Origin of the sequence: Nonomuraea sp. NPDC005650 (genome assembly GCF_040605375.1) — a bacterium.
Lineage (GTDB): Bacteria > Actinomycetota > Actinomycetes > Streptosporangiales > Streptosporangiaceae > Nonomuraea.
In genome coordinates, this window is record NZ_JBEXCR010000026.1 from 135,959 (window position 1) to 153,744 (window position 17,786).

Sequence of the window (17,786 nt, forward strand, 5' to 3'; positions counted from 1 at the left end):
GACCCTCACGAGGCGTCCCCCACCCCGTAGTCGGCGGCGAAGGCGGCCAGCCGGGACACCGCGTCCCGGCTGCGGCTCCAGGGCCGCACGATCAGCCGCTCCACGCCCAGCGCCGCCCACGCCGGCACCTCGTCGGGCGAGGCCAGCGCGTACGCGTGCGCGGTCACCGGCACCCCCGCCCCCAGCCGGTCGAGCTGCGGCTTGATGGACTCCAGGGTGTGCGGCATGCTGATCCACCCGTCGCACAGCCGGGCCGCCCGGCGCAGCGCGGCGGCCGACTCCCCGCCCGCGAGCACCGGCAGCCGCCGCTGCACCGGCTTGGGCTCGAACGCGACCTCGGGAAATGCGTAGAACGTCCCGGAGTGGGTGACCACCGGCTCGCTCCAGAGCCGCCTGACCACCTCGATCGCCTCGTCCAGCCGGGCTCCCCGGGTGCGGAACTCGACGCCGGCCGCCTCCCACTCGCCCCGGTACCAGCCCGCGCCGACCCCGCAGATCGCCCGTCCCGACGAGACCACGTCCAGGGTGGCGAAGGCACGCGCGGACACGAAGGGGTGGCGCAGGGCGAGGAGCTGCACCGCCGTACCGAGCCTGACGCGGGAGGTGAAGGCGGCGAGCCAGCACAGGTACGCGGGCGCGTCGAACAGCGGCGTGCTGGGCTTGATCCCCGGGTCGGACGTGCCCGGGTAGCGGGCGAGCGACAGGTCGGTGGCGAAGACGAGGTGCTCGGGCAGCCAGACCGACTCGAACCCCAGCTCGTCCGCCGCCACCGCCACGTCCTTCCACGCGGCCGGATGCACCAGCCCGAGCGGCACTCCGAACTTCATGGGTACCTCCGCAGGTCACCGGCCAGCACGGCGGCACGCAGGCGCTCGCGGTGGAAAGCCGTGGTGCCGTACGCGGCCGACAGCGACCAGGCCCGCGCGAGCCAGAACCGCAGGTCCAGCTCCTCGGTGTACCCGATCGCCCCGTGCGCCTGCAGCGCCACCCGGGCCGCCAGGACGGCGGCCTCACCCGCGGCGGCCTTGGCGGCGCTCACGTCCCGGTCGGCGGTCTCGACGTCCCGGTCCACCGACAGGGCCGCCCGGTGCACCAGCGGCGCGGCGAACTCCACCGCCACGCCCACGTCGGCGAGCTGGTGCTTGACCGCCTGGAACGACCCGATCGCCGCGCCGAACTGCGTCCGGACCCGCGCGTAGGCGACGGTGACCGCCAGCAGCTCCCTGGCGACCCCGACCAGTTGCGCCGCCGTCGCCACCGTGGCCCGCCGCAGCGCCGGCGCGGCCGGACCGCCCAGCTCCCCGAACTCGTCGAAGGCCACCTCGAACACGGGACGGCACGGATCCACCCCGGTCCTGGGCACGAGGCGGACGGACTCCCCGGAGACCAGGCGCCACCCGTCGTCCCGCACCACCACCAGCAGGTCGGCCAGATCGGCGTCCGGCGCGTACGCCTGCCCCGGCGGCAGCACGGCGACGCACAGCGCGCCGGAGGCCAGCTTGGGGTGGTCCGGCAGCAGGTACGGCGCCGCCACCGCGGTCTCGACGACCGGCCCCGGGAGGCACGCCCGCCCGGTCTCCTCCAGCGCGGGCAGGACGTCGACCAGCCCGAGACCCAGCCCGTCGGACTCGGGAGGCACCAGCAGGCCGAAGAAGCCCAGCTCGGCCAGCTGCTCCCAAGCCGGCCGCCGCTCGGACCGCAGCGCGGCCGGTGGGCAGTGCGCCCGCAGCACGTCCCGCACCGTGGCGGCCAGCGCGAGCTGCTCGTCCGTGAATCCGAAGTTCATCGTGGCAGCCCCAGGACCCGCTCGGCGATGATGTTGCGCTGGATCTCGTTCGTGCCCGCGTAGATGGGCCCGGCCAGCGCGAACAGGAACCCGTCCAGCCAGCCCGCCTCCCCCGCCCGGTCCCCCAGCAGCTCCATGGCCAGGGCGTGCATGCGCAGGTCCAGCTCGGACCAGAACACCTTCCCCATGCTGGCGGCGGCCCCGATCTCCTCCCCCGCCGCGAGCCGCCGCGCCGTCGCGAACGTGTGCAGCCGGTACGCCTCCGCGTCGATCCAGCACCTGGCGGCCCGGTCGGCGGCGGGGTCGCCCGCGGAGCGGGCCAGCGCGACCAGCCGGTCGGCCGTGGCCAGGAAGCGGCCGGGGCTGCGCAGGGCGAGGCCGCGTTCGGAGGAGGTGGTGGCCATCGCGACCCGCCAGCCCTCGCCGACCTCGCCGAGCACCATCGAGTCGGCCGTGAACACCCCGTCGAAGTGCAGCTCCGCGAACCCCGGCAGCCCGTCGAGCTGCGCGATCGGCCGCACGGAGACGTCCGCGAGGGGGAAGAGGAAGTACGTCAGCCCCTTGTGCCGGGTCCCCGACGTGCGGAACAGGCCGAACCCGTGCGTGGCGTAGGCGGCCCGCGAGCTCCACGTCTTGTGGCCGTACAGGCGCCAGCCGCCGGGCACGGGCTCGGCGCGGGAGGTCAGCGCGGCCAGGTCGCTGCCCGCCTCCGGCTCGGACCAGGCCTGCGCCCACACGTCGTCGCCCCTGGCCATCCTCGGGAGCCACCGTTCGCGCTGCTCGGGGGTGCCGAAGCGCATCAGCGACGGGCCCAGCAGGAAGATGCCGTTCTGGGTGACGCGGGGCGGGGCTCCGGCGGCCCAGTACTCCTCCTCGAAGATCAGCCACTCGATCAGGGAGGCGCCGCGCCCGCCGTACTCCTCGGGCCAGGAGACGACGGACAGCCGCGCGTCCGCGAGCCGCGCCTCCCAGGCGCGGTGCACGGCGAAGCCTTCGGGGGTGTCCATGGACGGAAGCGGTCCCGGCACGTGCGCGCCCAGCCAGTCGCGAACCTCGGCGCGGAAGTCCTGCTCGGCCGGGGAGAAGTCGAGATCCACACAACCAACCTAGCGCACGCTTGGTAACCCGGACAGCGGTTTTCAGACATAGTCTGTTGGCCATGCAGGGACTGCTGTTGAAGCTGTCCACGCTCGACGCCGACGCGGAGAGCGCGGTGCGGGTGATCGCCTACTTCGACTCGCTGCTTCGCGACCACGTGAGCGTGCCCACGCTGCTCGCGGCCACGGCGCGCCTGGCGCAGTGCTCGGTCGGGCTGCTCGACGCGGCCACCGGCCGCCGCACCCGTACGTCGCCCACCGGCGCCGTGGACACGCCCGCCGGCGCCCCGCCCCAGGTCAGAGAGCTGAGCGACGGGCTCGGGGCGGTCTGGATGGAGCGCGAGGGGCCGGCGCACGGGCTCGACGAGATCGTCCTCGAACGGTACGCGGTGGCGGCCGAGGTCACCCTCGAACGCGCGGCGCGCTCAGGGCAGGACCCCGCGCTGGTGGAGCTGGTGCTGTCGGCCGAGGCCGATGACGCCGAACGCGCCCGCGCCCTGCGCCTGCTCGGCTTCGCCCCCTCCACCCCGCTCCAGGCCCTGGCCATCGCCCTGCCGGACCGGGGGCTGGCCGCCGGCCTGCGCGCCATGGGGCACCAGGTGCGGGCCACCAGGATCGGCGACACGCAGGCGGTCCTGGTCACGACCACCCTGCCCCGCGACCTGCCCGAGGGGTCGCGGGTGGGCATCGGGCCCGAGCTGCCGGGCGCGCGGGCGGCCGAGTCGTGGGCCGGCGCGCGGACCGCGCTCCGCTTCACCGGCCCGCGCGATCGTGTGATGCGCTGGTCGGAGCTGGGGGCTCTGGCGCTGTTCGCCGACCTTCCCGAGCCGGCGGTCGCGGGGCTGGCCGACGTCCGGGCGATGGAGCGGCTCGGCGAGGAGCACCTGGCGGCGGTGCGGGCGCTGTGCCTGGCGGGCTCGGTGCGCGGCGCCGCCGCCACCGCGCACCTGCACCACAGCTCGATGGCCGCGCGCATCGCCCGCGCCGAGTCCGTGCTGGGCTTCTCCCTCGCCGACCCCGCCGGACGCCTGCGCGCCCACCTGGCCCTCGCCCTGGTCCGCCTACGCGCCAACCTCAGATCCGGCACACCCGCCTGAGCCACGCGCCGGGCTTCCCTCGTGGGGGCCGCGCGAGCGTCAGAGCCCGTACGCCCGCTTGAGCGCGGCCAGCCGCGCCGCCCGCGCCCGCTTGGAGAGCTCGGCGTCCGGGACCATCCCGTCGAACCCGTGGAAGGCCCCCGGATAGAGGTGAAGCTCGGTGGACACGCCCGCCTGCGACAGCCGCAGCGCGTAGTCGACGTCCTCGTCCCTGAACACCTCCAGCTCACCGACGTCGATGAACGCCGGAGGCAGCCCGGCGAGCTCGGTGGCCCTGGCGGGCGCCGCGTACGGGGGCACGTCGTCGGTGCCGATCCGGTCGCCCAGCAGGGCGGTCCAGCCGAAGAGGTTCGCGCTCCTGTCCCAGACCACCGCCTCGGTGAACTCGTGGCTGGACGGGGTGAGGTTGCGGTCGTCCAGCATCGGGCAGACGAGCAGCTGGAACGCCACATCGGGGCCGCCCCGGTCGCGGGCCAGCAGCACGGTGGCGGCGGCGAGCCCGCCGCCCGCGCTGGCGCCGCCGACCGCGATCCTGGCCGGGTCGATGCCGAGCTCCTCCGCCGCCTTCGCGGTCCACACCAGTCCGGCGTAGCAGTCCTCGACCGGCGCGGGATGCGGGTTCTCCGGGGCCAGGCGGTAGTCGACGGAGACCGCCACGCACCCGAGCTCCTCGACGTAGCCGATCATCATCGCCTCGTCGATCTCGGGCGTGCCGATGATCATCCCCCCACCGTGGATCCAGTAGAGACCCGGCCGCCCCACGCCGCCGGCCGCCGGGCGGTAGATCCGTACCCGCACGTCGGGAGCGCCGTCCGGCCCCGGCACGTGCCGGTCCTCGATCACCACGTCGGTGTCGGCCGACGGCGCGGCGGCGAGGAACGCGTTGATCTGCGCGCGGTGTCCGGGCAGTTCCTCGGGCGTCAGGTTCGCCGTGTCGAACGCCGGGAGCGGCGTCCGCTCGAGGAAGGCGCGGATCTCTGGGTCGAGGTTCGGGTGGTATGCCATCTGATATCCCTTCTACAAGGCCACTCCTCGATGGTCAGAGCCCGCGCCTCGGCGCACAACCGCCATCCGGCGGCGATTGCGCTCCTCAGCCCCGCCGTTCGGCGAGGACGTCGAGGACGCGCTCCGCGAGGGGCGCTGCGCTGGCCGGGTTCTGGCCGGTGGCGAGCCTGCCGTCCACCACGACCTGAGCCTGCCAGTTGGCGCCCGGCTCGTGCTCGGCGCCACGCTCCACCAGCTTGTCCGCCAGCAGGAACGGCACCACGCCGGCCACGCCGCGCAGCCGCTCCTCCTCGTTGGTGAACGCCGCCACCCGCTTGCCGGCCACCAGGTAGGAGCCGTCGGAGAGGGTCAGATTCACCAGCGCGGACGGGCCGTGGCAGACCGCCGCCACCACGCCGCCCCGCTCGTACACCTCCCGCCCGACGCGGATGACGTCCGGGTCGTCGGGGAAGTCCCACATGGTGCCGTGACCTCCGGCGTACAGCACGGCGTCGTAGCGGGAGGCGTCGACGTCCGCGAGGCGGTCGGTGTCCCGCTGCTCGATCTCGGCCAGGAAGGCCAGCTGGGTCCGGTCGCCGGCGTCGAACCCGTCCTGGGGCGGCTGCCCGCCCCGCACGCTGGCCACGTCCACCTCGTAGCCGGCCTTGCGGAAGATCTCCCAGGGGTGGGCCGCCTCCGGCACGTAGTATCCGGTCCGCTCGACGCCCCCGAGGTCGTCATGGCTGGTCAGGGCTATCAGAATGCGCTTGCTCATGCCTCACATCGTGGCCCGCTCCGCCATAAGTAACAAATAACGAAATATCGCCTTAGCCATCAGAATGGTGATATGTCGTCTATCTCGCTCGACCTGCTGCGGACGTTCCTCGCGGTGCACAGGACCGGCTCCATCACGGCCGCCGCGCAGACCCTCGGCCTGTCGCAGCCGGCCGTGACGGCGCAGGTCAAGACGCTGGAGTCGACGCTGGACCGGCCGCTGTTCGACCGCCTGCCGCGCGGGGTGGCGCCCACGCCGGCCGCCGACGAGCTGGCCCGCCGGGTGGCGCCCTCGCTGGACGCCCTGGACGAGGTGGTGGAGTCGGAGCTGCCCTCCGACGCGGCCGTGCACCTGGGCGGGCCCGCCGAGTTCCTGTGCGAGGAGGTCATGCCGATGCTCGCCCCGCTGGTGCGCTCCGGGCTCCGGCTCCGCACGACGCTCGGGCTGTCCGACGACCTCCTCGCGGACCTCGCGGCCGGGCGCCTGGACCTGGTGCTGTCCACGATCCGGCCCCGGGTGCGCGGCGTGCAGGCGGAGCCCGTCTACGACGAGGAGTTCCTGCTGGTCGCAGCCCCTTCCCTGGCGCTTTCCCGGGTGGGGCCGAGGGAGCTGGCCGGTGTGCCGCTGGTGGCGTACGCCGAGGACCTGCCCATCGTGCGCCGCTACTGGCGGTCCGTGTTCGGCAGGCGGCCCGCGATGGCGGCGCAGGTCGTCATCCCCGACCTGCGCGGGGTGCTCAGCGCCGTCAGAGCGGGGATGGGCGTCTCCGTGCTGCCCGCCTACCTGTGCCGCCGCGACCTGGCGGCGGGCACGCTGGTCACGCTGGCCGCGCCCGACGAGGCGCCGATCAACACCGGCTACCTGGCCGTCCGCTCGGGCGCCCTGGCCAAGCCCGCGGTGGCCAGGGTACGGGCGCACCTCATCGAGGCGTTCCGCGCCGCGCCCACCTATTAGGCGGACCAGGAGGCGAGCAGCCGCAGGGACTCCTCGTTGGCGCCCCCCGGCTCGGGGTGGAGCAGGCTGAGCCGCTGCCCCGAGCCGCCCGGCAGGTCGAACGTCTCGTAGCGCAGCGCCACCTCGCCCACCACCGGATGCGTGAACCGCTTGACCCCGTTGGTGCGCTCCTTCACGACGCGACCCGCCCAGAGGGTGCGGAAGCGCGGGCTGTGCACCGACAGCTCGCCGATCAGGGCGGTCAGCGCCGGGTCGTCGGGGTGGCGGCCGGTGGCCAGGCGGAGCTGCCCGACCGTGGCCCGGAGCACCTCCTCGCGGTCCGCGTAGAGATCGGGCTCGGTGAGGAAGTTGTACCTGGCCAGGTTGGAGCCGGGGCGGCAGAGGCCGGGGAAGAGCGCGTCGGCCAGCCGGTTCCAGGCGAGCAGGTCGAGCCGGTGGTCGAAGATCATGGCCGGCACGTCCGTCATGCGGTCGATGAGCTCCACCAGCTCCGGCCGCACCCCGCCGGACGGCCGCGTCCTGCGGGGCCGCGGCGCGGCCAGGTCGAACAGGTGCGTCCGCTCGGCCTCGCTCAGGTCGAGCGCCCTGGCCAGCGACTCCATCACGGACGCGGACGGCTGGGAGGTGCGCCCCTGTTCGAGGCGTACGAGGTATTCGACGCTGATGCCCGCCAGCTCGGCCAGCTCCTCGCGGCGCAGCCCGCGCACCCGCCTGCGCGGCCCGCTCGCCAGCCCCACGTCCTCCGGCGTGACCTCGTTCCTGCGGGCCTGGAGAAATGCCCCGAGTTCCCGGTTCATGGGGACAAGTCTGCCCGTGGATTGCCCTGCCGGGACACGCCGAGCCTGACACTCCGAGTACCTGGATAGCCGCGATCGCGGTGGGCATGCTGGCCTCATGTGCCATTCCACCGACAGCAGGCCGCCCGCACCGCCGATCCAGGGCGAGGTGGCCTCTCACGAGCAGATCGAGCTGACGGCCGCCGACGGCAACCGGCTGCTCGCCTACCGGGCCGAGCCCGCCGAGCCGAACGGGCGCAGCGTGGTGATCCTGCCCGACGTACGCGGGCTGCACCCGTACTACCGCGACCTCGCGGTGCGCTTCGCCGAGGCGGGCTTCCGTACGATCGCGATCGACTACTTCGGCCGCACGGCGGGCCTCGGCGACCGCGGCGACGACTTCGACTACATGAAGCACGTCACGCAGCTCACGGCCGAGCACGTCAGGGCCGACGCCAGGGCGGCCACCGAGCAGCTCGACGGCCCGGTCTTCACGGTCGGCTTCTGCATGGGCGGCGCCCACTCGTGGCGGCAGGCGTACGAGGGGAACGGCCTGGCGGGCGGCATCGGCTTCTACGGCGCCCTGCGCGCCATCCCGGAGCCGACGACCGGGCCCGGCGCGCCCCTGCTGATGCTGCTGGCGGGCGCGGACACGGCGACCACGCCCGAGCAGTTCGAGGCGTTCGAGGCGGCGCTCGACCGGGTGGGCACGGGACACGAGAAGGTCGTCTACGAGGGCGCGCCCCACTCGTACTTCGACCGCACGTACGCCGAATGGGCGGAGGCGTGCCAGGACTCCTGGCGCCGCATCCTGTCGTTCACGGAGCGCCACTCATCCTAGGTAGGCGGCCCTGACGACCGGATCCTCCCGGATCTCGCCCGGCGCGCCGGCGGCGATCACCTTGCCGAGGTCCAGCACGACGATCCGGTCACAGGTCTCCATGACGAAGCCCATGTCGTGCTCGACCAGCAGCACGGTCGTGTCGAGCGCCTTGACGACCTCTCCCAGGCGGGCCGTCTGGGAGGCGTCCAGGCCCGAGGTGGGCTCGTCCAGCAGCAGGAGACGGGGCCGGTCGGCCAGGGCCCTGGCCAGCTCGACGAGCCGGCGCTGCCCGACGGGGAGCGCGGCGGCGTACGCGTCGCGCAGCGGGGTGAGCCCGCACAGCTCCAGCACCTCGGCCACGCGTTCACCGCGCTCCCGCTCCAGCCGGCGGCGGGCGGGCCAGCCGACCAGGTCGGCGGCGAGCCCGCCCCCGCCGCCGTGCCAGTCGAGCGCGGCCAGCACGTTGCCGGCCACGGTGAGCCGGCCGAAGACCTGGGTCCGCTGGAACGTGCGCCGCACCCCGGCCCTGGCCCGCCGGACCGGGGACACGCCGGTCAGGTCCCGGCCCGCCACCCGGACCCGGCCCTCGCCGGGCCGGCGCAGCCCCGAGACCACGTCGAACAGCGTCGTCTTCCCGGCCCCGTTCGGCCCGATCACGCCGCACACCTGACCCGCCGCGACCTCGAACGACACCTGGTCCAGCGCCCTGACCCCGCCGAACGCCACCGACACGCCCTCCACGGCCAGCATGTTCACCGCACCCCCAGGTAGGCGGCGGTCAACCGCTCGCTGTCCACTTCCGAGCGCGGCCCCACCCAGGTGACCCGCCCCAGCCGCATGAACGCCACCCGGTCGGCGACGGCCAGCGCCTCGGTGGCCTTCTCCTCGACCAGCAGCAGGGCCACGCCGCGCGAACGCAGCTCGGCGAACACGTCGAACACCTGCCGCACCATCATCGGCGCCAGCCCCAGCGACGGCTCGTCGGCGATGAGCACCCGCGGCGGCCGCACCAGCGCGGGCGCCAGCGTGAGGAGCTGCTGCTCGCCGCCGGACAGGGCGCCGGCGAGCACGGCGCGGCGCTCGGCGAGCTGGGGCAGGCGCTCGTAGACGGGGTCCGGGTCGGGCAGCCAGGTCCGCAGGTTCTCCTCCACCGTGAGCCCGGGGAACACGCCTCTGCCCTCGGGCGCGAGCAGGATGCCCGCGCGGGCCCTGCGGTGCGCGGGCCAGGCGGTGACGTCCTCGCCGTCCAGCAGGATCCGGCCGCTGGTGACGGCCAGGTCGCCGGCGGCCACGGCACAGGTCGTGGACTTGCCCGCCCCGTTGGCGCCGAGCAGCGCGACGACCTCGCCGGGCCGGACGGCCAGGTCCACGCCGCGCAGCACCGTGGTGTCCGCATACCCGGCGACGACGCCCTCCAGCCTGAACAGCGGCCCGTCCACCTGCACGGGCGGCGGCGCCGGGACCGGCTCCGCCGGGGTGCGGCGGCGGTGGCGGATCCCGGCGAGCTGGGTGAGCACCCCGTCGGGGTGCTTGGCCAGGATCACGCCGCCGGCCCCGAACAGGATGGCGCCGACGTGCGCGGACACGCCCCAGGTGGCCAGCAGTTCGGGCACGGCCACCGCGATCAGGCCGCCGAGCACCGCGCCGCCGATGCGGCGCACGCCCTGGAGCACGACCACGGCCAGCCACACGAACCCGGAGAACGCCGGCAGGTCGGTGGCGGTGATCGAGCCCTTGGAGACGGCGAACAGCACGCCGCCCAGCCCCGCGATCGCCGACGCCAGCGCGAAGAGCATGATCTTGGTACGCGGCGCCGACAGCCCGGACGTCGTGGCGGCGGCGGGGGCCGACCTGACCGCGAGGATCGCCCGCCCGGAGGCCGACCTTTCGAGGTTGCGCACGAGCAGGGCGACGGCCCCGATCAGCACGAGCAGCACCACCACCCGCACCCGCGGATCCGAGGTGTCCGCGAAGCCGAGCCCCAGCGCGGGCACCGGCCAGCCGATGGTCCCGTTGCTGAAGGCGTCCACCTGGAACAGCACCTGGTCGGCCAGCAGCGCCATGGCCAGCGTGGCCAGCGTCAGCACCCGCCCGCCCAGCCGCAGCGCGGGCAGCGCCACCAGCATCCCCACGGCGGCGGCCGCCAGCACGCCCAGCACGATCGCCGCGAAGAACGGCAGCCCGGACGAGAAGGCCCATCCGCAGGTCAGCGCCGCCATCGAGGCGAAGGCGGCCTGGGCCAGGTTGACCATGCCGCCGATCCCGGTCACCACCACGAACGAGCAGAAGATCAGCGCCAGGACCAGCCCCTGCGCGGCCACGCCCACGTAGTACTCGGACGCGAGGAAGGTGAACGCGAGCAGCGCGGCCAGCGCGAGCGCCCACGGCATCCTCCGCCGCCACGGCGGCAGCCCCGCCAGGTGGTCGGGCGGGGGCGCGTCCTCGGCCGCGCTGCCCGCGACCCGCTCGCGCGACCTGTTCAGCAGGACGAGCCCGGCGAACAGCAGGATCACCGGCACGGCCGTACGCAGCCCGGTGACCTCTTCGAGGAAGTCGGTGTATCCGGCGACCAGGTTCTGGACCACGCCGAGCGCGAGCCCGGCCGCGAACGTCCACGGGATCGAGCGCAGCCGCCCGAACACCGCCGCCGTGGCCGAGGCGAACAGCAGCACCGTGTACGCCGTCGCGTCCAGCCCCAGCACGGACACGGCCAGCACCCCGGCGAGCCCGGCGAACCCCGAGCCGAGCATCCACGCCAGCGCCGAGGTTGCGTCCGCGTCGATGCCCCGGAGCGTGGCCAGGCGCCGCCGGTCCACGGCGGCCCGCATGCGCAGCCCGTACGGTGAGTGCCGCATGAACGCCCACAGCCCGGCCGCCGCCACCGCCGAGAAGCCGAACGTGATGAGCTGGTCGGTGTCCAGCCGGGCCCCGAGCACCTCGAAGGGGAGCGCCGGATGCGGGCCGACGCCGCGCGGCAGCGAGGTCGCGTCCGCGCTCGGCAGCCCGGCCAGGTCCACGACCAGCAGGCCCAGCGCGGGCAGCGCGATCGTGAGGCCGATCGTGGCGACGATCTGCGCGGTCTCACCCGCCTGCGCGAGCCCGCCGAACATCGTCCGGTGCAGCACGTATCCGAGCGCGGGCGCGAACAGCGCCGCCGACACCAGGGCCGACAGCCAGGCGGGCAGCCCGGCCGCCTGGTTGAGCTCGTAGAACAGCAGCGCGGACAGGAATCCGACGGCGCCGTGGGCGAAGTTGAACACCCCGGTCGCCGCGTACGACAGCGTCAGGCCCGACCCCATCAGCGCGAAGATCGCCCCGGTGACCAGGCCGCTGAGCACGTATCCCAGGATCATTTGAGCGGCACGTTGTCGAAGCACTTCATGCTCTTGGCCACCTGGAAGGCGCCTTTCTCCAGCTTGACCAGGGCGCCGCAGCCGTTCGGCTCGGTGTGGTCCTTGGGGTACTGGATCCTGCCGAACCCGGCGTTCTCGTAGAGGTAGTCGCCGTTGCCGGTGGCCAGGAACTTCTCGCGGGTGAGGTCCTTGCCGGCCTTGGCGAGCATGTCGAGGAAGATGTCGGCCGACCAGTACCCGATCGCCATGTGCTGGGTGGGCAGGGCGCCCGGCGCGACCTTCTCGACGTCCTGCTTGAACTGGGCGATCTCGGGGGCGGTGGACTCGAACGGCTCGAACATCGGGGCCGCGATCACGCCCTCCAGGGCCTGCGCGCTGGCCGGGTCCTTGAGGATGGCGGCGTCGTAGCTGGTCGCGTCGGTGAGCGCGCCCTGGTAGCCGGCCCGCTTGAGCGCCGAGTACAGGCCGACGTTGAACTTGGTGCCCGCGATCACGGAGACCACGACGTCGGGGGCCTTGCCGCCGTTCGAGGTCATGATCTTGTTGACGTACGGGAGCCAGTCAGGGGGTGGGGCGGCGGCCGGGAGGCCGGAGTTCACGCCGACCAGCTTGAACCCGGCGGCGGTGAACGACTGGGAGATGGTGGTGCCGCCGTACTTGCTGCCGCTGGAGTCGGAGGTCTGGACGTACACGCTCTTGCCCGCGGCGCCGCCGAGCAGGTCGGCCATCTGCCGGCCCCACCACGTCTGGGAGCCCGCCCCCTGCTTGGGGGCCAGGCAGCCGTTGTAGCCGAAGCCGGTCTTCGTGCCGCACCACTGCGGGCCCGTCGCCCAGCCGAACCAGGGCACGCCCTGCTGCTCCAGGAAGGCGGCGCCGCCGAAGTTCGGGGCGTGCACGGGGACGAGGGCGAAGACCTGGTCCTTCTGCACGAGCTTCTTGGCGGCGGCGTCGCCCTTGGCCGCGTCCTGGCCGTCGTCCTCCGCCCCGATGAACTCGATCTTCCGCCCGTTCACGCCGCCCTGGGCGTTGGCCCGCTCGAACCTGGCCTTCGCCCCGATCTCGGCGTCCTTGGTCGAGTAGCCGCTGGCGCTGGTCTTGGTCAGCACGCCGCCGACCTTGATCGTCGTGTCGGTGACGCCCGGCGCGGCGGTGCCTTGTCCCGTTGGGCTCTTCTGCTGGGCCGCGCACCCCGAGACGAGCAGTGTTGTTACCGTGAGTGCCGCCGCGACCCGCCGTACCATCCTGGCCTCCCGCGATTTGGCCTAGCGCTCGCTTGGTTTTGCGCCGAGCGTAAATTCGCCCAGGAGGGGTGTCAACCGGGCTTGCCGAGCAACCGCTTGCTCGCAATCGTGAGGGCGGGTTACCGTGTGGCGCATGCTGATGCGCGCGGCCGTCCTGACCGGCTTCCACGCCCCCATGGAGATCCGCGAGGTGGAGATCGCCGACCCGGGTCCGGGCGAGGTCCGCGTGCAGATCAAGGCGTCGGGCGTGTGCGGCTCCGACCTCAAGGCCATCGACGGCAAGAGCCCGGTGGTCAGCAGGCTGCCGTTCATCCTCGGCCACGAGAGCGCCGGAGTGGTGGAGAGCGCCGGCGCGGGCGTCACCGGCGTGCGGCCCGGCGACCACGTCATCATCTCGATGAACGGCCCCTGCGGGCGGTGCCGCAGCTGCGGGGCGGGCCGGTTCCACCTGTGCTCGGGCCCCGCCAGGCTGCAGACGATCATGGGCGGCGCGCCCAGGATCACCCTGGACGGGCAGGAGACGCGCCGGTTCATCGGCATCGGGTCGTTCGCCGAATACGCGGTCGTCGCCGAGAGCATGTGCGTGAAAGTCCCGAAAACCGCGGCGCTGGACGCGCTGTGCCTGCTGGCCTGCGGGGTCGTCACCGGCATCGGCGCGGTCATGAACGTCGCCAAGGTCCCGCCAGGCGCGAGCGTCCTCGTCGTCGGCTGCGGCGGCGTCGGCCTCAACGTCATCCAGGGCGCGGTGCTCGCGGGCGCCACCACGATCATCGCCGCCGACGTGGCCGAGCAGAAGCTCAAGCTGGCCGAGCGCTTCGGCGCCACCCACGCTCTCGTCGCCGACGACCTGCCGCGGCAGGTGAGCGAGCTGGTCAAGGGCGGCGTCGACTACGCCTTCGACGCGACGGGCGCGCCCGGCGTGCTGTCCAGGGCCTTCGCCGCGACCCAGTCCGGCGGCACCACGGTCATGGTCGGCAGCCCGCCCCAGGGGCAGGCCGTGGAGGTGGACCCCGGCCTGCTGTTCGCCTCCCGCCGCCTCATGGGCACCCAGGGCGGCGACGCCGCGCCCCACCGCGACCTGCCCATGCTGGCCGAGCAGTATCTGCGGGGTCGCCTCGACCTCGACGGCCTCATCTCCGAACGCCTGCCGCTCGACCGGATCAACGACGCCGTGGCCCACGTGCGCGAGGGCTCGGTGGCGCGTACCGTCATCACCTTCTGACCGTCCGGCGCCCCGAAATCCGGGCACCGAACGTGATCGCACTCTTACTCTGAGTGTCATGACGCAGAGAAGACTCGGGGTGCGCATCCGGCGAGCCGCCATGGCCGCGGTTCTCACGGCTCTGGCCATGACCGGCCCGGAGCCCGCCGGGGCCAGGGGCCTGTACGACTTCGGCGCCGACGGCGTGGTCATCTGGCGCGAGCCGCGCGGCGACTCCGTCCTCGTCGGCTTCGGCTATCCGGGCCAGGGCTTCGAGTCGGACCGGTCGGAGGAGTTCGGCCTCTACCAGTGCGACGACTACTTCGACAGCATCCTGTGGCACCACGGCCGCAACGCCGCCACCGGCGTCGTCGGCTGGGTTCCCGCCTGCGGCCTCGCCGACGCCGACTGAGCCGGGGTACATTCCGGTCGTGGCCGTTGAGCTGAGTGTCGTGGGCGACAGTCCCGGGGACGCGCTGCGTGACCTGTACGCCTGGTTGTCCGAGGAGCCCGAGCTGCGAGGCCGGGTCAGGATCGTCGAGGCCCCGCCCGAGCCGGGCGCGCTCGGCACGGCCCCCGACGTGCTGCAGCTCGCGCTGGGCGCCGGAGGGGCGTTCGCGACCACCGCCACGGTCGTGATCGCGTGGCTGCGCACCCGCCGCGGCGAGCTGACCGTCAAGCTCAGCCGCGGCCAGGAGCAGGCCGAGGTCGAGCTGACCGCCAAGGGCATCAAGGACCTGGACGCGGCGGCGGTCAGGGCGATGACCGACCACCTGGCCCAGGCCCTGGAGAAGGCGGCTAGACCCCCAGCTTGACCGGCTCGGGCCGCTCGGGCGCGAGCTCACCCTCCTCCTCGTGGCCCTCCACGGAGAGGTTCGGCAGAATGCGGTCCAGCCAGCGCGGGCACCACCAGTTGAGCCGTCCCAGCAGCACCATCGTCGCCGGCACCAGGAACCCTCTGATGATCGTGGCGTCCACCGCGACGGCCACCGCCAGCCCCACCCCGAACGTCTTCACCATCGGGTCCGGGTACGCGATGAACGCCACGAACACGGCCACCATGATCAGCGCGGCCGACGTGATGACCCGGCCCGTCGAGCCGAGCCCCTCCGCCACCGCCCGCGCGTTGTCCCCGTGCCGCAGGTACGCCTGCCGCACCGCCGTCAGCAGGAACACCTCGTAGTCCATCGACAGCCCGAACAGCACCGCGAACAACATCAGCGGCACGTAGCTCTCGATCGGCACCGAGAAGAAGATCGTCTCCAGGTACGAGGAGCTGGCCGGGGCGTCCATGCCCACCAGGCGGCTGCCCAGGCCGATCGAGAACACCAGGGCGAGCGCGCCGAAGGCGGCGCCGAGCGAGATCAGGTTCATCACCGCGGCCTTCACCGCGACGACGGGAGCGCGGAAGGCCAGCAGCAGGAGCAGGGCGCTCAGCAGCACCACCACTCCGATGACCAGCGGCGTGCGCTCGGACATCCGGGTGCCCGCGTCGGTCATCGCCGCCACCTTGCCGCCGACGTGCACGCTCACCCCGGGCAGCGCGATGGCCCTGATGTCCTCGACCACCTCGGACGCGCGCGCGTCGCTGGGGGCGTACTCGGTGATGACCTGGATCAGCACCGAGCGGCCCGAGGAGTTGACCTTGGGGGTGGCCACGTGCGCGACGCCGTCGACGTCGCCGACCTCGCGGGCGAGCTGGTCGACGACCGGGTCCTTCTGGTCGGCCACCTTGGCCGGCAACTCGGCGACCACGAGCAGCGGGCCGTTGAAACCGGGGCCGAAGCCGGTGGCCATCAGCTCGTAGGACCGCCTGGGCTCCGAGCCCTGGGCGCCGTACCCGTCGTCGAGCGGCCCCAGCTTCAGCGCCAGCGCCGGGGCGGCCAGCAGGCCCAGCACCACCACGCTGCCGAACAGCACCCGCCACGGCCGGCGCGCCACCCACGAGCCCAGACCGGCCCATCCGGAGCCCGACGAGCCGCCGCCGCGCAGGAACGGCACCTTGAGCGCGTTGATCCGGTGGCCGAGCACCCCCAGCAGGGCGGGGACGAGGGTGACCGAGGTCAGGACGGCGGCGACGACGGAGATGCCGGTGATCCACCCGAGCGTCGCCAGCAGCGGGAACCCGCCCAGCATGAGCGCGCTCAGCGCGATCATCACCGTGCCGCCCGCGAACACCACGGCCCCGCCCGAGCTGGCCACGGTCCGGCGGACGGACTCCACCACCGGCACCCCCTCGGCCAGCAGCCGGCGGTGCCTGGACAGCAGGAACAGCGCGTAGTCGATGCCGACGCCCAGGCCGATCATCGTGGCCATGATGCCCGCCTGTTTGGGCACGTCCAGCACGTGTCCGAGCAGGCCGATCACGCCGAGCCCCGCCGCGACGCTGACGAGGGCCGTGAAGATCGGCACCAGCGCGGCCGTCAGCGTCCCGAACGCGAACACCAGCACCAGCAGCGCGCACACCACGCCGATGATCTCGCTGGGCCCGGTCTTGATGTCCTTGTCGGCGGGCGTGGAGCTGTCGGCGGCGACCACCTCGACCCCGGCGGCCCGCACCGGGTCGGCCGCCTTCGACAGCGCCCGCGTGTTCTCGGCGACCTTGGTGCTGTCATGGCCCTGCAGGCGGATGGCGATGAGCCCGATCTGCAGGTTGGAGGAGATGCCGCCGCGCCTGAACGGGGTGTCCACCTGCACGACGTGCGGCATCGTGCGCAGGCGCGCCAGGACGTCCTCGACGGCCTGCTTGCGCGGCTTGTCGATGAGCGGCCCGGCGGCGGAGTAGAGGACGAGCTGCACCGTCCCGCCGGTGTCGTACCCCGGCCCGAAGCCGGTCTTCATGAGATCGTGCGCCCGCTGCGCGTCGGTGCCGGGGATCGACGCGTCGTTGCTGACCGGGCTGCCGAGCACGAGGCTCCCGCCCATCAGCGCGGCCGCCACGACTACCCATAAGGCCAGAACCAGGCGCCCGTGCCGTGCGCACCAGGCACCCAGTCGTCCAAGAAACCGCGTCATCGACCAAGTCCCTCTCGACGGCCGTCCTGTACGCACGTACAGGACTACGATAAAGCAGGAAATATCCGGAGGGGATGGATCGCATGGAAATGAGATGATGACCACACCCGACGACACCCGGACCCGGATCCTGGCCGCGGCCAGAGAGCTGTTCGCCGAGCGCGGTTACTCGGGCACCTCGCTGGCCGACATCGCCGCGGCCGTGGGACTGACCAAGACCGCCGTCGCCTACCACTTCCACCCGAAAGGCCGTCTGGCCTCCGAGTTACTGGCCCCGGCCGGTGACGACATGCTGGCGCTGCTCGGGACCGACTTCCCGGACAGGGAGGCGTTCGTCGACGCGCTGGTGACCTTCGCGGTGCGCTACCGCTCGGTCATCCGCCTGTTCATGGAGGACCTGGCCGCCGAGGACCCCGGCTCGCCGGACTCGGAGCGCGCGACGGTCAGGACGTTCAGGGACGAGATCTTCAGCAGGCTCGTCGGCGACGACCCCGACCCGGAGACCAGGCTGAAGAGCTGGGCCCTGCTCGGCGCGCTGCAGTGGGGCGCGGTCAAGACGATGGACCTGCCGGAGGAGCAGGTCCGCGAGGTGCTGCTGGAGGCCTGCCGCGCGTTCTAGAGACCCAGATGACTCCCCGTTGACGAGCGACAGCCAGGATCCCTAACGTCAGCCGACATACGTGA

Annotated in this window: 17 protein-coding genes; 7 read left to right on the forward strand and 10 right to left on the reverse strand. The window is 73.3% G+C overall.

Annotated elements, in window-relative coordinates; genetic code table 11:
• Positions 1–5: 5 nt before the first annotated feature.
• From ABZS69_RS38860 to ABZS69_RS38870, 3 genes are read right to left on the reverse strand one after another with little or no spacing between them, the layout of a single operon-like run.
• Positions 6–827: a TIGR03619 family F420-dependent LLM class oxidoreductase gene (locus ABZS69_RS38860; protein ID WP_355380991.1), complete on the reverse strand. Its 822-nt coding sequence runs from the start codon at positions 825–827 to the stop codon at positions 6–8.
• Positions 824–1,786, reverse strand: coding sequence for an acyl-CoA dehydrogenase family protein (locus tag ABZS69_RS38865; RefSeq protein ID WP_355380993.1), 963 nt, complete (start codon positions 1,784–1,786; stop codon positions 824–826). The genes ABZS69_RS38860 and ABZS69_RS38865 overlap by 4 nt, the downstream gene beginning before the upstream one ends.
• Positions 1,783–2,883, reverse strand: coding sequence for an acyl-CoA dehydrogenase family protein (locus ABZS69_RS38870; protein ID WP_355380996.1), 1,101 nt, complete (start codon positions 2,881–2,883; stop codon positions 1,783–1,785). Before ABZS69_RS38870 ends, ABZS69_RS38865 begins: the two co-directional genes overlap by 4 nt.
• Before the next feature lie 62 nt (positions 2,884–2,945).
• On the opposite strand from ABZS69_RS38870, the gene ABZS69_RS38875 reads away from it, so the two are divergent.
• Positions 2,946–3,980: a helix-turn-helix domain-containing protein gene (locus ABZS69_RS38875; RefSeq protein ID WP_355380998.1), complete on the forward strand. Its 1,035-nt coding sequence runs from the start codon at positions 2,946–2,948 to the stop codon at positions 3,978–3,980.
• Positions 3,981–4,019: 39 nt separating this feature from the next.
• Here the strand turns inward: ABZS69_RS38875 and ABZS69_RS38880 are convergent, their stop codons facing one another.
• Entirely contained in the window at positions 4,020–4,985 is a 966-nt protein-coding gene (locus tag ABZS69_RS38880; protein ID WP_355381001.1) for an alpha/beta hydrolase, read from the reverse strand.
• Positions 4,986–5,070: 85 nt separating this feature from the next.
• Positions 5,071–5,739 carry a type 1 glutamine amidotransferase domain-containing protein gene (locus tag ABZS69_RS38885; RefSeq protein ID WP_355381004.1) on the reverse strand — a complete coding sequence of 223 codons (669 nt, stop codon included), beginning with the start codon at positions 5,737–5,739 and terminating at the stop codon, positions 5,071–5,073.
• 72 nt (positions 5,740–5,811) lie between these two features.
• Here ABZS69_RS38885 and ABZS69_RS38890 point away from each other — a divergent pair, with 72 nt between their 5' ends.
• Entirely contained in the window at positions 5,812–6,693 is an 882-nt protein-coding gene (locus tag ABZS69_RS38890) for a LysR family transcriptional regulator (RefSeq protein ID WP_355381006.1), read from the forward strand.
• Here the strand turns inward: ABZS69_RS38890 and ABZS69_RS38895 are convergent.
• Positions 6,690–7,490, reverse strand: coding sequence for a helix-turn-helix transcriptional regulator (locus tag ABZS69_RS38895; protein ID WP_355381009.1), 801 nt, complete (start codon positions 7,488–7,490; stop codon positions 6,690–6,692). The two genes, ABZS69_RS38890 and ABZS69_RS38895, sit on opposite strands and share 4 nt — an antisense overlap.
• Before the next feature lie 97 nt (positions 7,491–7,587).
• Here ABZS69_RS38895 and ABZS69_RS38900 point away from each other — a divergent pair, with 97 nt between their 5' ends.
• Positions 7,588–8,310: a dienelactone hydrolase family protein gene (locus ABZS69_RS38900; RefSeq protein ID WP_355381012.1), complete on the forward strand. Its 723-nt coding sequence runs from the start codon at positions 7,588–7,590 to the stop codon at positions 8,308–8,310.
• Here ABZS69_RS38900 and ABZS69_RS38905 read toward each other — a convergent pair.
• From ABZS69_RS38905 to ABZS69_RS38915, 3 genes are read right to left on the reverse strand one after another with little or no spacing between them, the layout of a single operon-like run.
• A complete protein-coding gene (locus ABZS69_RS38905; protein WP_355381014.1) occupies positions 8,302–9,042 on the reverse strand; it encodes an ABC transporter ATP-binding protein in 741 nt (246 codons plus the stop codon). The two genes, ABZS69_RS38900 and ABZS69_RS38905, sit on opposite strands and share 9 nt — an antisense overlap.
• Positions 9,043–9,044: 2 nt before the next feature.
• Complete coding sequence (locus ABZS69_RS38910) at positions 9,045–11,645, reverse strand: ATP-binding cassette domain-containing protein (RefSeq protein ID WP_355381016.1); 2,601 nt, start codon at positions 11,643–11,645, stop codon at positions 9,045–9,047.
• Complete coding sequence (locus ABZS69_RS38915) at positions 11,642–12,886, reverse strand: ABC transporter substrate-binding protein (RefSeq protein WP_355381018.1); 1,245 nt, start codon at positions 12,884–12,886, stop codon at positions 11,642–11,644. The genes ABZS69_RS38910 and ABZS69_RS38915 overlap by 4 nt, the downstream gene beginning before the upstream one ends.
• Before the next feature lie 133 nt (positions 12,887–13,019).
• On the opposite strand from ABZS69_RS38915, the gene ABZS69_RS38920 reads away from it, so the two are divergent.
• Genes ABZS69_RS38920 through ABZS69_RS38930 form a run of 3 tightly spaced genes read left to right on the forward strand, consistent with a single transcriptional unit; the run spans position 13,020 to position 14,902 of the window.
• Positions 13,020–14,108 carry an alcohol dehydrogenase catalytic domain-containing protein gene (locus ABZS69_RS38920; RefSeq protein ID WP_355381020.1) on the forward strand — a complete coding sequence of 363 codons (1,089 nt, stop codon included), beginning with the start codon at positions 13,020–13,022 and terminating at the stop codon, positions 14,106–14,108.
• Between the two features lie 58 nt (positions 14,109–14,166).
• Complete coding sequence (locus ABZS69_RS38925; protein ID WP_355381022.1) at positions 14,167–14,499, forward strand: hypothetical protein; 333 nt, start codon at positions 14,167–14,169, stop codon at positions 14,497–14,499.
• Between the two features lie 19 nt (positions 14,500–14,518).
• Entirely contained in the window at positions 14,519–14,902 is a 384-nt protein-coding gene (locus ABZS69_RS38930; RefSeq protein ID WP_355381024.1) for a hypothetical protein, read from the forward strand.
• Here ABZS69_RS38930 and ABZS69_RS38935 read toward each other — a convergent pair.
• Positions 14,886–17,027, reverse strand: a complete 2,142-nt coding sequence (locus ABZS69_RS38935) for an MMPL family transporter (protein WP_355381026.1) — start codon at positions 17,025–17,027, stop codon at positions 14,886–14,888. The genes ABZS69_RS38930 and ABZS69_RS38935 overlap by 17 nt on opposite strands.
• Positions 17,028–17,196: 169 nt before the next feature.
• Between ABZS69_RS38935 and ABZS69_RS38940 the strand changes: the two genes are divergently transcribed.
• Positions 17,197–17,721, forward strand: coding sequence for a TetR family transcriptional regulator (locus ABZS69_RS38940; protein ID WP_355381028.1), 525 nt, complete (start codon positions 17,197–17,199; stop codon positions 17,719–17,721).
• The last annotated feature ends 65 nt before the right edge of the window (positions 17,722–17,786 follow it).